The 14,540-nt window shown below is 36.1% G+C and carries 16 protein-coding genes; 4 read left to right on the top strand and 12 right to left on the bottom strand.

Annotated features, from left to right (window positions below):
* Positions 1-147 precede the first annotated feature (147 nt).
* From DKK79_RS13270 to bioB, 3 genes are all read left to right on the top strand, one after another.
* Entirely contained in the window at positions 148-1,107 is a 960-nt protein-coding gene (locus DKK79_RS13270; RefSeq protein ID WP_110424488.1) for an aminoimidazole riboside kinase, read from the top strand.
* Between the two features lie 4 nt (positions 1,108-1,111).
* Positions 1,112-1,672, top strand: a complete 561-nt coding sequence (locus DKK79_RS13265) for a sugar O-acetyltransferase (protein WP_110424487.1) — start codon at positions 1,112-1,114, stop codon at positions 1,670-1,672.
* Between the two features lie 315 nt (positions 1,673-1,987).
* A complete protein-coding gene (gene bioB / locus DKK79_RS13260; RefSeq protein WP_110424486.1) occupies positions 1,988-3,031 on the top strand; it encodes a biotin synthase BioB in 1,044 nt (347 codons plus the stop codon).
* Between the two features lie 43 nt (positions 3,032-3,074).
* Here the strand turns inward: bioB and ispC are convergent, their stop codons facing one another.
* From ispC to DKK79_RS13210, 10 genes are all read right to left on the bottom strand, one after another.
* Complete coding sequence (ispC, locus tag DKK79_RS13255) at positions 3,075-4,253, bottom strand: 1-deoxy-D-xylulose-5-phosphate reductoisomerase (RefSeq protein ID WP_110424485.1); 1,179 nt, start codon at positions 4,251-4,253, stop codon at positions 3,075-3,077.
* Position 4,254: 1 nt separating this feature from the next.
* A complete protein-coding gene (gene deoR / locus DKK79_RS13250; protein WP_110424484.1) occupies positions 4,255-5,016 on the bottom strand; it encodes a DNA-binding transcriptional repressor DeoR in 762 nt (253 codons plus the stop codon).
* A gap of 60 nt (positions 5,017-5,076) precedes the next feature.
* The gene (gene deoC, locus DKK79_RS13245; protein ID WP_034882413.1) at positions 5,077-5,742 is read right to left on the bottom strand and encodes a deoxyribose-phosphate aldolase; all 666 of its coding nucleotides are present in this window, start codon (positions 5,740-5,742) and stop codon (positions 5,077-5,079) included.
* A 238-nt stretch (positions 5,743-5,980) separates the two neighbouring features.
* Positions 5,981-6,538 (bottom strand): ribosome recycling factor, encoded by a 558-nt coding sequence (gene frr / locus DKK79_RS13240; RefSeq protein ID WP_110424483.1) that lies wholly within the window; start codon positions 6,536-6,538, stop codon positions 5,981-5,983.
* A gap of 27 nt (positions 6,539-6,565) precedes the next feature.
* On the bottom strand, positions 6,566-7,300 hold the full coding sequence (gene pyrH / locus DKK79_RS13235; RefSeq protein ID WP_110424482.1) for a UMP kinase: 735 nt from the start codon (positions 7,298-7,300) through the stop codon (positions 6,566-6,568).
* Positions 7,301-7,419: 119 nt separating this feature from the next.
* The gene (gene tsf / locus DKK79_RS13230; RefSeq protein WP_110424481.1) at positions 7,420-8,280 is read right to left on the bottom strand and encodes a translation elongation factor Ts; all 861 of its coding nucleotides are present in this window, start codon (positions 8,278-8,280) and stop codon (positions 7,420-7,422) included.
* A gap of 85 nt (positions 8,281-8,365) precedes the next feature.
* Positions 8,366-9,103 (bottom strand): 30S ribosomal protein S2, encoded by a 738-nt coding sequence (rpsB, locus tag DKK79_RS13225; protein ID WP_034882419.1) that lies wholly within the window; start codon positions 9,101-9,103, stop codon positions 8,366-8,368.
* Between the two features lie 354 nt (positions 9,104-9,457).
* Entirely contained in the window at positions 9,458-9,793 is a 336-nt protein-coding gene (locus DKK79_RS13220; protein WP_110424480.1) for a zinc ribbon domain-containing protein YjdM, read from the bottom strand.
* Between the two features lie 102 nt (positions 9,794-9,895).
* Positions 9,896-10,666, bottom strand: coding sequence for a class I SAM-dependent methyltransferase (locus DKK79_RS13215; RefSeq protein ID WP_110424479.1), 771 nt, complete (start codon positions 10,664-10,666; stop codon positions 9,896-9,898).
* A gap of 14 nt (positions 10,667-10,680) precedes the next feature.
* The gene (locus tag DKK79_RS13210; protein WP_110424478.1) at positions 10,681-11,022 is read right to left on the bottom strand and encodes a cupin domain-containing protein; all 342 of its coding nucleotides are present in this window, start codon (positions 11,020-11,022) and stop codon (positions 10,681-10,683) included.
* Positions 11,023-11,246: 224 nt separating this feature from the next.
* Between DKK79_RS13210 and DKK79_RS13205 the strand changes: the two genes are divergently transcribed.
* On the top strand, positions 11,247-11,960 hold the full coding sequence (locus tag DKK79_RS13205) for a Crp/Fnr family transcriptional regulator (RefSeq protein ID WP_110424477.1): 714 nt from the start codon (positions 11,247-11,249) through the stop codon (positions 11,958-11,960).
* A 39-nt stretch (positions 11,961-11,999) separates the two neighbouring features.
* Here DKK79_RS13205 and DKK79_RS13200 read toward each other — a convergent pair whose 3' ends face one another.
* Both DKK79_RS13200 and DKK79_RS13195 read right to left on the bottom strand, forming a co-directional pair.
* Positions 12,000-14,063 carry a TonB-dependent receptor family protein gene (locus DKK79_RS13200; RefSeq protein ID WP_110424476.1) on the bottom strand — a complete coding sequence of 688 codons (2,064 nt, stop codon included), beginning with the start codon at positions 14,061-14,063 and terminating at the stop codon, positions 12,000-12,002.
* Between the two features lie 357 nt (positions 14,064-14,420).
* The coding region (locus tag DKK79_RS13195; protein ID WP_219999817.1) for an EF-Tu C-terminal domain-related protein at positions 14,421-14,540 on the bottom strand (120 nt) is incomplete at its 5' end.

Below are 14,540 nucleotides of genomic sequence, written 5' to 3'. Positions count from 1 at the left end.
TTTTTTATAAATGATTTAGTTTATTGTTAATATTGACTATCAATACCTCAGCCAATTAGTGCTCTATGAGCTAATTTAATTAGTAATATGCTGAAACAATATGAATAATGTAATTCAACCCTATTCAACAATAATATGAGTGACAAAATGAAGAATACAAAAGTATGGTCTCTTGGTGATGCCGTTATTGATTTATTACCATTTGGTGAAATGAACTATCGAGCCTGTGCAGGTGGAGCTCCAGCAAATGTTGCTATCGGTATTGCTAAGTTAGGACTTCCTTCAGGTTTTATTGGTAGAGTGGGTAATGACCCATTTGGTCACTTTATGGAGAAGACTTTTTGTGAACATCATGTGGATTGCCAAAGTCTGGAAAAAGACGATGAACATAGAACAAGTACAGTTGTTGTTGATTTAGGTGAAAATGGTGAGCGAAGTTTTACCTTTCTTGTGTCACCTTCTGCCGATCAATTCCTATCTGAACAAGCAGTTCCTGAATTTAATCAAGATATTCTGCATTTTTGTTCTTTGGCATTAGTTGGACCAACATGTCGGCAAACGCTCAAAACCGCTATTGAACAACTGACTGCTAAAAATGGTTTGATTAGTTTTGATATCAATTTGCGTGAACAAATGTGGCAAGATAAAACTGAAATGCGCTCCGTTATCACCCAATTCTGCCATGATGCTGACATTCTTAAACTTTCAGACGAAGAGTTATTTTGGTTAACAGAAAATAATGATTTGCATATTGCCTTAAGAAAATTAGCGCAACATTATCCGGCACCATTAAAATTAATCACTAAAGGTAAAAATGGCAGTATTGTGTTATGGCAAGGTAAAACGTTTAATTTTGACTCATTTCATGTCAATAGTATTGATACCACTGGAGCCGGAGATGCATTTGTTGCCGGGTTGCTTAGCAGCATCGCCTCATCTGGTATGCCTGAAGATAAGTTAATGTTAGAAAGTATGATGACTATAGCCAGTGCCTGTGGTGCATTAGCAACCACCAAAAAAGGGGCATTAACAGCACTGCCAGACAGTGGGTTTTTACAATCATTCATTAGTGATAATCCCGCATTAGTCGCAAAACAGATGGGATAGTAATATGACTGAAAAAGAGAAAATGTTAAGCGGTTTACTTTATAACCCTGGTATTAATGAGCTTGAAAGCGAGCGACTTTATGCACAAGATCTCTGTTTTGCGCTAAATCAGCTACCTCCTTCAGCCGTAGATAAACGGCAACAACTTTTTAAAAAATTACTGGGTAAAATTACCCAGCAATTTACCATTATGCCCGGTTTTCAGTGTGATTATGGCTACAATATTGAAATTGGTGATGATTTTTTTGCTAATTTTAATTGTATTATCTTAGATGCGGCTAAAGTAACATTTGGTGATAATGTGCTTGTCGCGCCTAATTGTGGTTTTTATACCTCAGGTCATCCACTTGATAGCCAAACACGCAATAGTGGTTTAGAGTTTGCCAAACCAATAACAATCGGTAATAACGTTTGGATTGGTGGTAATGTTATTGTACTACCCGGGGTAACAATTGGTAATAATAGTGTTATTGCTGCCGGGAGCATTGTCGATCGTGACATACCTAGCAATGTTATCGCCATGGGTACCCCTTGCCGGGTATATAAAACATTAAAAGAGCATTAACAGCACTATCTGATAGTGCATTTTGGTAAGCATTTATAAGCGATAATCCTGTTTTATACGCTTAACAAATGGCGTAATAAAATGACAGAAAGTGAGAAAATATTAGCAGGTTTATTGTAAGATCTTGGTCTCAATTTACGTGCTAATAAATAACTTAATGCGCAAGATATCTGTTTTCAGTTAAATCAACTTTTGTATAGCAAAAAGGCATAGTCATTCCCTTAATGTAAACCTTTTAAAATTAAAATGGTTGACAATGCATAGTTATGTATTATGATGCACGTAGATTTATATTGATTCTTAAAAGGATTTTCTATGTCATTCAATGGCATTCGTCATGACTGGGTATTGTCTGAAGTAATGGATATTTTTCAGTTACCTTTCAATGATCTTATTTTCAAAGCACAAACCATACATCGACAATATTTTGATGCGAATAAAGTACAAGTTTCTACTCTGTTATCAATAAAGACAGGTGCTTGTCCTGAAGATTGTAAATATTGCCCTCAGTCTATCCATCATGATACTGGCTTAGAAAAAGAAAAATTACTTGAAGTACAAAGAGTAGTTGAAGAAGCAAAAGCCGCCAAAGCTGTAGGGGCTACACGTTTTTGTATGGGGGCGGCATGGAAACATCCAACAAATCGCGATATGCCTTATCTCTTGGAGATGGTAAAAGGCGTCAAAGCTCTGGGGATGGAAACCTGCATGACTCTAGGGCAACTATCCCAACTACAGGCCTACGCATTAGCCGATGCAGGTTTAGATTTTTATAATCATAATTTAGATACTTCACCTGAGTTTTATCAGCAAATAATTACTACTCGTACATACAGTGAGCGTTTACAAACATTGGCTTATGTAAGAGAGGCCGGCATTAAAATTTGCTCAGGTGGTATTCTCGGTATGGGTGAAACTTTAAAAGATCGAGCCAATTTATTGATACAACTTGCTAATTTAGACCAACACCCAGAAAGTGTTCCCATTAATAATTTAGTCAAGGTTAAAGGTACCCCGTTAGCAAATGAAAAAGATATTGAACCATTTGATTTTATTAGAATGCTAGCTGTCGCTCGGATTATGATGCCTAAATCTTATATACGTTTGTCAGCAGGAAGAGAACAAATGAGTGAGCCAATGCAAGCATTGGCTTTTTTAGCCGGCGCTAATTCAATATTTTATGGTGATAAGTTATTAACTACATCTAATCCGCAAGTCGATAAAGATAATGCTCTATTTGTTAAATTAGGCATTAATCCAGAGAAGATCCAAGATTATAGTGATGAGATACATAAGGCTGCTATTGTGCAAGCAATTAGTGAGCAAGCGCAAAATAATCAATCTGGCAACAATTTCTAAAATTTAAACATAACAATATTAATCTTAATTTTTTGGCCGATTGCTATAAGTTTGCGCAGGTTTGTCTTGCCCATAGATCTATTGTAAATACGTCTTCAATCGTGGTTGGTTCAGGAAAATCAAGTGCTTCTAAAACTGTTGCTACCTGTTTAGCAATATCCATAAAGCCGATTTGATTTTGTAAAAATGCCGCTACCGCCATTTCATTAGCCGCATTGAGTGCCGTTGTTGCCGCTTGTCCTTGATTGAATGCCTCAATAGCTAACTTTAAGCAAGGATAACGGTTAAAATCGGGTTGAGAAAAAGTCAGTGATGAAATTTGCGTAAAATCTAATGCCGGCACGCTTGATGAAATTCTATCTGGATAAGACATTGCATAAGCAATTGGCGTACACATATCAGGAATGCCGAGCTCAGCAATCACACTGCTATCTTGGTAACGAACCATTGAATGTATGATTGATTGAGGATGAATGATAATTTCCATCTCTTCTTCACTGGCATTAAACAACCAACGAGCTTCAATATATTCTAGTCCTTTATTCATCATGGTAGCTGAATCGACAGAGATTTTCTTACCCATTGACCAATTAGGATGAGCAACCGCTTGTTCAGGCGTAACTGTGGTTAATTGATTTAATGGTAAATCTCGAAATGGTCCTCCAGAACCGGTTAGGACAATTTTGGTGATGCCATAATCGGCTAAATTAGCAAATCCTAAATTTTGTTGAACTTGTGATGGCAGGCTTTGAAAAATCGCATTGTGCTCACTGTCAACAGGTAATAACTGTGCACCATATTGTTTAACTGCTTGCATAAATAAATGGCCACAAGTTACCAAAGATTCTTTATTCGCTAATAAAATCCGTTTGCCTTTTTTAATGGCGGCAAGGGTAGGTTTTAATCCTGCTGCCCCAACGATAGCCGCCATAACCATATCGACTTCGGTAAGTTCAGCCAAATTGCATATAGCTTGTTGACCATGGAATACTTCAATATTTAATTTTAGGTCTACGAGATTTTTTTTGAGTTGTTGAGCGGCTTCTTCATCAGCCATGGCGACATAATTTGGTCTAAATTCCAAACATTGTTCGGTCATTTTGCCGACATTCTGCCCACCAGTTAAAGCAATTGCTTTAAATAAATCTGGATTTTGCCGTATAACGGCTAAAGTACTACAACCTATTGAGCCAGTTGAACCTAAAATTGTTATATTTTTCATATTAGTAAATTAAACTTATATTGTTTTCAGCAAAAAATGAGATGAATCGCTCATCAGGCAGTTTATCAGTAATTACCTGATCGAACAAAGTTAATTCACTGATGAAAGCCGGCTTGATTTGGCCAAATTTAGTATGATCAGCAATTAAGATATTTTGACCTGATTTTTTCATTGCTTGATGTTTCATACTAAGCTCATCAAAATGATAACAGGTTACCCCTTGTTGAAGATCGATACCAGCAGCTGAAATAAATGCTTTATTCGGACATATAGAATCTAATTGACTGTGCTGATTTACACTTGTGAAGATAGCATTATTGAGTTGATAATGACCGCCACATAAAATAATTTTACATTTTGGCTTATTTTGCAGAGCTAAAAAGGCGTTAAGTGAATAACAGATGGCGGTAAAGGAAATTTCATTATCGATAGCATTAATAATGAAAGGCATGGTGGTACCACAATCGAAAAAAATTGTATCGTTTTCATTGACTAATTGGCTGACCAGCTTGGCAATATCACTTTTTTCCTCAACTTGTTTATCTTGCTGATCAGATACAAAATATCGTGCTATCGAATGACGGGCTTCATCGACAATATAGCCACCTAATACAATTAATGATGTAGGTAAATTATTAATATCTCGTCGAATGGTCATTTCTGAAACCGCCAATCGTTCGGCAGCCTCTTTTAAGTGTATCTTATCAGTGGTCTTTAGGATTTCAATGAGTCCATTAATTCTTTTTTGCGGTTGAGTTTCCATTGTTTTTCCTAAAACAGCAATAAGCTACATGAAATATATGTAACTTATTGTTATGATTGGTTAGTAATTGCTAGTTGACGTACTGTTACCTGAAACAATGGCGATACCAGCACTTGCACCCAAACGGTTTGCGCCAGCCTGCACCATTTTTTCAGCAGTCATACGATCACGAATCCCACCTGAAGCTTTCACGCCCACGTTTTCACCTACGGTTTCACGCATTAATTTTACATCTTCAACTGTTGCGCCAGAAGTACTAAAGCCGGTAGAGGTTTTGACAAAAGCAACACCAATATCTTTACAAATGGTACAAACCTTAACAATTTCTTCTTTGGTTAATAAGCAAGTTTCTAAGATGACTTTTAATGGTACTGAACCGCAGGCTTTAAATACCGCTTCGATATCATTTTTAACTGCATCCCAATTATTGCTTTTTAGCCAACCAACATTGATTACCATGTCAATTTCTTCTGCACCAGTCTTAACTGCCATTTCTGTTTCATAAGCTTTAGCCGAGGTAAGCATTGCACCTAGAGGAAAACCAACCACAGAACAAACTTTTACATCACTTCCTTTTAATAATTTAGCCGCTAAAGGGACATAGCCTGAATTAACGCATACTGAGTAAAAGTGATATTCTTTGGCTTCGTCACACAGTTTTTGAATCTGATCTTCGGTGGCATTCATCGCCAGTAAAGTATGATCGATATACTTTGCATAATCCATAAAGGTTTCCTTAAATATTTTAGTATTAATGTCAAATCTAATTTATGATCAATAAATAGATATAATGTTATTAAAATAACAAATACAGGAAAGTGATGTTATTTTAGTAACATTATATCGTTAATTTGTCAGAATTTGAAATATCAAAAGATGAGTTAATTTTTTCTATTAACCAATAAAAAACGCTCTGTTTAACTAAACAGAGCGCTTTTTATCTGAATAATCAATTTCTAAAAAATTAAAATTCCATTAATTCTTTTTCTTTATCAGCAAGTACGCTATCTAATTTTTTAATTGCCGCATCGGTTGCTTTTTGAATGAGATCTTGCGATTTACGTTCATCATCTTCAGAAATTTCTTTATCTTTCAATAATACTTTAATCTGATCATTGGCATCACGACGGATATTACGGATTGATACGCGTCCTTGTTCTGCTTCACCACGAACAATTTTCGTTAAATCACGACGACGTTCTTCAGTTAACGGTGGCAGAGGAACTCGAATAACGGTGCCGGCTGATGCAGGGTTCAAGCCTAAATCAGAAGTTAAAATTGCTTTTTCAATTAATGGTGTTAATGATTTATCAAACACGGTAATTGCAAGTGTTCTTGAATCTTCAGCAACCACATTGGCTAATTGGCGAAGCGGTGTTGGGCTACCGTAATATTCAACCATAATACCATCTAATAAACTAGGTGATGCGCGACCAGTTCGAATTTTAGAAATATGATTCTGGAAAGCCTCAATACTTTTTTCCATGCGCTCTTGCGCTTCTTTTTGAATCTCATTTAGCATAATAAAAACCTTTTTAAATAAATAAGACTAACAGGTAACTGTAGCCTGATTATTGATTAATGTTCCTTCTTGCTCGCCTAAAATGACGCGACGTAATGCACCCGGTTTATTCATATTAAACACACAAATTGGTAGATTATGATCACGTGCTAATGTAAATGCGGCTAAATCCATTACTTTTAATTCATCATCTAACACTTTTTCATAGTTAAGTGTTTTATAGAGTGTTGCATTGGGATCTTTTACTGGATCGGCAGAATAAACGCCATTAACTTTGGTCGCTTTTAAAACCACATCAGCTTCAATTTCAATCCCGCGTAGACATGCCGCTGAATCAGTTGTGAAAAACGGGTTGCCAGTTCCTGCCGAAAGAATAACGACTTTACCATGCTTAAGCAAGCTGATTGCCTCGGTCCAGCGATAATCATCACAAACGCCGTTTAATGGAATTGCCGACATCAAACGAGCATTAACTTCAATTCGGTGCAACGCATCACGCATGGCAAGACCATTCATAACGGTGGCAAGCATGCCCATATGGTCTCCAACAACACGGTTCATACCCGCTTTAGCAAGTCCTGCACCACGAAATAGATTACCACCCCCAATAACAACAGCAACCTGAACATTCATGTCGATAAGTTCTTTAATTTCTTGTGCCATACGATCAAGAACAGTTGGATCAATACCAAAACCTTCTTCACCTTGCAATGCTTCACCACTGAGTTTAAGAAGGATACGTTTATAGAAAGGGGTTACCATATGAAGTCTCACTATTTCGTTATTTAATTACTTAAAAAGCTAGCATAACTAGCTGGCAATCATTTTAAAATATTTTGCAGATAAACAAAACCGCCATGACGGCGGTTTTAATAAAACAATTAAGATTGTTTCGAAATCGCAGCAACTTCGGCTGCAAAGTCAACTTCGACTTTTTCGATACCTTCACCCACTTCGAAGCGGATAAATGATGCAACAGTCGCTTTTTTCTCAGTAAGTAAATCACCAACTGTTTTGCTAGGATCCATTACAAATGGTTGACCAGTAAGTGATACTTCACCAGTGAATTTACGCATACGGCCTTCAACCATTTTTTCTGCTATTTCACGTGGTTTACCAGATTGCATTGCAATATCGATTTGAATATTACGTTCATGTTCAACCACATCAGCAGGTACATCACTTGGGTCAACATATTCTGGTTTGCTTGCGGCAATGTGCATTGCAATGTGTTTAACTAATTCTTCATCACAACCGCTATTTGCTGCAACTAAAACACCAATACGGGCACCGTGTTGATAACTACCAACAACATCGCCAGCAATTTCTTTAACACGACGGATACCAATGTTTTCGCCAATTTTAGCAACTAGTGCCGTACGTTCTTCTTCAAATTTTGCTTGTAAAGCTGCAAGATCAGTGATGCGATCATTTAAAGCGGCAGTTGCTACTTTGTCGCTAAATGCTAAGAAGCCAGCATCTTTAGCCACGAAGTCAGTTTCACAGTTGATTTCTAAAATAACACCCACTTTTTTATCAGCAGAAATTTTAGAAATAATTACACCTTCAGCTGCTACACGACCAGCTTTTTTAGCTGCTTTTGCTTGACCTGATTTACGCATGTTGTCGATAGCAAGATCGATATCACCATTTGCTTCAACTAATGCTTTTTTACATTCCATCATACCTGCGCCAGTTCTTTCGCGCAGTTCTTTTACCATAGAAGCGGTAACTTCAGCCATTTTTAAATCCTCTAGTTAACCATTGTGATGATTGTCATTAGAATGGGTCGATATTTATTATCGACCCTGAAAATATTTGAGTTTATTACTCTGCTGCTGGAGCTTCTTCAACAAAGCTTTCTTCAGATACTGGAGATTGATTTTGTTCACGACCAGAACGAACTGCTTCAGCAACCGCATTTGCATATAATTGAATTGCACGGATCGCATCATCATTACCTGGAACGATATAATCAATACCATCTGGATCTGAGTTAGTATCAACAACAGCAATGACTGGAATACCTAAATTGTTAGCTTCTTTGATTGCGATGTGTTCATGGTCAGCACCAATAACAAAAATCACATCGGGTAAGCCACCCATATTTTTAATTCCACCCAAGCTATTTTCTAATTTAGCCATTTCACGAGCACGCATAAGTGCTTCTTTCTTGGTTAATTTATCAAATGTACCATCATTAGCTTGTGTTTCTAAATCTTTAAGACGTTTGATTGATTGACGAACTGTTTTCCAGTTAGTCAACATACCACCTAACCAACGGTGATTAACGTAGTATTGTCCACAGCTTTCAGCTGCTTGTTTAATTGCTTCACTCGCGGCACGTTTAGTACCAACAAATAAAATTTTACCTTTACGCGCAGCAATCTTGTTTAATTCAGCTAATGCTTCATTGAACATTGGTACTGTTTTTTCAAGATTGATAATGTGAACTTTGTTACGTGCACCAAAAATAAATGGTTTCATTTTTGGGTTCCAATAACGAGTTTGGTGTCCAAAGTGTACACCTGCTTGTAACATATCGCGCATTGATACTGTAGTCATGATTTCCTCATTTTTACGTTGGGGTTATGCCTCCACATATCCGCTTTAGCCGACCTTATTACTTTAAGCAAAAGGCACCCCGGCAAAGAGTAATGATATGTGTGTGTTATAACGTTAATTAATGAAATTTATGCTGCTATTTCGCTATTTTTCTCAGTGAAAATAATATGAAATGTAGCGCGCGTTTTATATCATATTTAGTTAAAAATTACCAGCAGTATTTAATTTTATATGATTTTAAGTATAAATTGTTGGTTGGTCATTATTTAACTAATTGTTGAAGTGGTTAATTTATAAGCTAACGAAGTGAGTTCATTAGCTTATAAAAGATAAGTTGCAGGTGGATTTGGATAATTAAGCTTTTTTAACAAAACAAGCCTTGAGCATGACTTTCATTCCATCAATTTTACAATCAATTTCATGATCGCCGTCTACTAGACGAATGCTTTTAGCTTTAGCCCCTTTTTTAAGAACGGTTGATGATCCTTTTAATTTTAGATCTTTAATCAAAATAATATCGTCACCATCAACAAGTAAATTGCCATTACTGTCTTTAACTTGTAATTCATCATTTGTTGAAGTTTCTTGATTTGGATCCCATTCGTGTGCACATTCAGGGCATACATAAAAGGTACCATCATGGTAAGTGTGTTCTGATTGGCAAACTGGGCAATTAGGTATAGATTCCATAGCTTTTCATTATTCCAAGTTAAGTAAAATGGTGGTTACTATAGCAAAAAAAGGTTATTTCGTCATGGTATTCTCTTTTTAAGAATTAGTTATACCTATTTATTATTTGGGTTTGACACTGCACACTGCAATATAGTTAAGGTATTTTTTATTTTTTCTAAATGTTTTAAACATTTTCAAAAATTGTGGCCGATTTTGTTTATGTAATGCATTACGCACAATTTTTAGCGCACCGAAAAATCCCTCATCAATAATCATTCCCTTCGGTGACATTAGCGTCATAGGAGAGTGTACAGATTTTATATGACTAAAACCTATGCTGGAAAAAAGATTTATCCAAGCATTATGGCTCATAGGCTGAGCATTAACATTGATCGCATGATGGATTTGTTCCATTACGTCTTGAGAATGTTCGGGGTTTAATAACATAATGTCATGGGTTAATAATTTTCCACCTGGTTTTAATACTCGAAAATACTCTTTGAGTAAGTGAGCTTTCGCCTTATTTGCATACATGGTTAGCATCGCTTCATTAATTACAATATCAAAGCTGTTATCAGCAAAAGGTAATTTTGAAGCATCAGCTTGTTTTATATCAACTGATTCGCTTAGATTATTTTTGATAACATTTTGTTTAGCTTTCTCTAATGCCATTTTATCCATATCGATACCAATAATATGGCAATTAAATCGCTTGGCTATTTCGATAGAGGTGGTCCCCATATTGCATGCGATTTCTAACACTTGGCTTTGCGGTGTAAATTCAGCTTGTTTGAATAACCAGTCAGTTGCTTTTTTTCCGCCTGGTCGTAAACGTGTTTTACCGAGACGGGCCAAAAATTTATGGCCAGCTTCTTTTTTATTGTTTTCCATGGTAGATCCTTCGTTTAATTAATTTTGATTTCTCTTAACATGATTAATAACATTTTAGCTTTTGTCGGAGCTTCAACGGCGTGAGGGATATTAGCTGGCATTCTCACAATTGTTCCCGGTTCTGCTTTAACAGGCTTATCATCAATGATTAAAGTTAGTTGGCCTTCTAAAACCATAACGAGTGCATCAAATGGTGCACTATGTTCAGAAAGTCCTTGTCCTTTATCAAAAGAAAATAAGGTTAGATTACCGCCTGAAGTCTTAGCTAAAATACGGCTAGCAATACCTTGCTCGGTTTCATTAACTAATGAAATTAAATTAAGTGCTTGTGCTGGGGTAATTGTATTATTTGACATAGGGTTCTCCTGATTGTTACTAAATGCTAAATGAAAAAGTAGTGATCATTTTTTAACCTCTACTCTTAGCATAGGTTTTAAGTAGTTAAATTACCGCTATTAATATAAATAAAACATTATATTTCATATGGTTATTCTAATTAATAATAATGCATTACCAATTGAAATAAGAATTATTATCAATTATATTGGCATCATTCTAAAAGTATCATCAGGTAATCCCTATGACATTTGTCAAAACCATGCCAGCTCAATCTGAGATTTTAAATTGGTTAAATCGTGTAAAGTTGTTTGATGGGGTAACTACTGATGCATTAAAACCAATTATTGAAAATGCCAATTATTTGGAGTTTAGTACTGGCGATTTGATTAGTTATGAAGGTATGCTATTCTCCGGTTGTTCTTTAGTTATTACCGGCAAAGTTGAGGTGTTTCGGAACACTTATTTAGGTGAAGAGAAAATTTTTGGGATATTTTCTCCTTATGAATTAGTTGCGATAGCCGCGGTATTTATGCCCCATAACCGTTTTCCTATGACCATCAGAGCAAAAACGCATTGCAGTTTGTTATTGTTAGAAAAAAGTAGCGTATTACAAGTTTGCATGAACAATCCAATTATTATGCAGCGTTTGTTAGTTCAATTTAGTACAAAACTTTACGAACAAATCAATAATATCGATTGGTTAACATCAAGCTCGGCAGAACAACGATTAGCTGCTTATATCTTATCTCAGTCATCGAAACATGATGTGAGTTTTGTTTTACCAATTTCACGTAGCCAATTGGCGACTAAGCTTGGGATCCGTTATGAAACTTTAAGTCGATTAATGTCGAGTTGGCGTAAGCAAAAAATTATTGAAATTGAATTAAATAATATAAAAATAATAAATAAATCGTATCTTAATGAACTTACGCTTCCTTCAAAACGTTCATTTTAAGTAGCGGTATCTGACAGCATTACTGTCAGATACACTTTTTTAGAAGTGGTAAACAAGCCCACTATTAAGATTGAATCCCATAGCTGGGAATAAGGTATTTTCTTGTTTTGATTTTACTACTTTATTTGCAACCGAGGCGGTAGCATAATGCTTGTTGGTTAGGTTATCCGCAGTTAAATAAGCCGACCAACCATTAGGATTTTGATAATTAATTTTAAAGCCTAAAGCTGCATATTTATCTCGATATTGAACACTCATATTATTGGCATGATCAACCGGCGTATTGGTTGGAGACCAGTGAATATTTGGGCCAAGTGTCCAGTTATCATATTTATATAAAATTTCGGCAGTCATCGTATTTTTAGGGATGCCGGCAATATAATTACGATTGTATTCGCCACCCATAAAACGAAAATCGTTATACGTCCAAGTTAGACGATATTCGATATCGCCAGAAGCAAAAATTGAAGGTATTAGCCCTTTTAGGCCTGCTTCTATTCCTTGATGACGTGTTTTGGCACCATAATTAAATACCCCTATTGCCGTTCCACTTGAGTCGTACGTGGTAATATATTCATTTTTAATGATGCTCCGATATAAAGCAATATCCCAGTTTAGCTCTTGGGTTATCTTTCCATTACCACCAATTTCAGCAGTAATGCCTTTTTGACGATTTAATTTGTTAATTTTGGTTTTCATGCCATCGCTAGTAATAATTTCACGGAAAGATGCTGGTTCGTTACTGGTGCTTAAATTGGCATAAAATCGCGTATCATTGGTTTGATGCCAAATTACCCCTAATTTAGGTGACCAGAATGTCCATGATTGATCAAGCGCGTTTTTATTGTGCCGCGCATCAACATTTCGTTTAGCATGTGTAACTTTAGTATCTAAATTGAGTTGCCATTCATTGTTGATTTGCCATGAGGAGCCAATGGATCCATATACGTTTTCTGCGGTAGCATCATATTTTCCCAGTGAACGTTTATTCATTTTGGTATGACGTCGATTCATGAATAATTGACGATCAAGATTGGTTTTATCCCATGCGAGAGCCGCTCGATAGCTAAAATCATCAAAGGTCGCATTATAAGTTAATTGACTACCAATAGTGTTACTATCACTTAAAATATAATCGGTTGGCGTAACAAAATTATCATGTGTATGCTGATACCATAAACCTAGCTCAATCGATTGGTTATCTAGGGTCCAATTTGCGCGGTTAGCAATACGCCCCTGTTGAACATTACGATGCGGATCTCGCATCTGCACAACTTTAAAAATACTCGTTGGATCACTTTTGCTTTTACGTTGCGATAAAGGTCCTGGAATATCAAAACGTAAATCTGTCCAACTTAACCATGTTCTATTTTCAAAGTTTTCATTACGATAACCAAAGTTGGATCGAACCGTTTTCCGTTGTGAGGTTGAATGATCTCGATAACCATCAAAATGGTCATAAGATAGGCTAATGCGACCATCCATATCATAACCGCTATGACCTAATGCGATTTGCGCGGCTTCTCTACCAAATGCTCCATATTCATAACGAGCACTACCAAGTTCATCTTTTCCTGTGTATGAGATGAAATTCAATTCTCCACCTAAACTATTGGCTTGAGGATGGGTATTATTGGCTCCACGGTAGACTGAAATTAACCGAGCTTCACGCATATCTAAGGTACTAATATGGAAATCACCATCAGCATCAGTGATAGGTAACCCATCTTGTAATAGTAAGACTCCTCTTGAAAGTGGGGCGCTTTGCACCCCGGAACCTCGAATATTCAACCTTGGTTGATCTGTGCCGCCGAAAAAGTTTTGAATAATAATTCCGGGTTGATAATCAAGTGCATCTTGTAGTGTGGATAGTCTATTTTCCTGTTCTGGAATGATCAAGTTAGTCGCCCCAGCAGTTTGTTTCAGTTTAGCTTGTTCCTGCTGAAAAGTCGGAGACAATGAATTTTTTTTGTCATCATTATCATTAGGGTTAACTATAATTGTATCATAACTGTTCTCGGCTAACGCATAACCGCTAAACATCATGGGTGAATAGAATAGGGTTAATATACTTATTTGAATAACTTTATTTTTTCTGCACATAATATCTCACTTCTCATTTGGTTTAATGATAATGATTATTATTTGCACGAATAATAAGAAACACTATGACATTTATCAAATATGACAAAAAATAAATAAGAAAAGTTTGAGATATAGACTATCTCCAGCTTTTGTTAATCAACAATAATATTGTAAATTATTTTCTTAGTTGCTTTTTCTTTGTCTAGCTAATACCTTTAGCAGCTATATATACGGCAGCATTTTCACTGATATCGCCTTTATCTTGATACATTGGTCTAAATAGGCTAATTAACCTGTTTAATTGGAGTAGTTTAATATTGAGGACAATAAAAAAGGTGCACATAGTGCACCTTTTTTGAGCTGATTAAGCTTAAATTATTTAATAACTTTAGCAACAACACCAGCACCAACAGTACGACCACCTTCACGGATAGCGAAACGTAAACCGTCTGCCATTGCGATTGGGTGAATTAATGATACTGTCATTTTGATGTT

Origin of the sequence: Gilliamella apicola, assembly GCF_003202915.1 — a bacterium.
Taxonomy (GTDB): domain Bacteria; phylum Pseudomonadota; class Gammaproteobacteria; order Enterobacterales; family Orbaceae; genus Gilliamella; species Gilliamella apicola_Q.
Note: the sequence above shows the minus strand (reverse complement) of the source record. Positions and strands in the feature narration are given on the sequence as shown.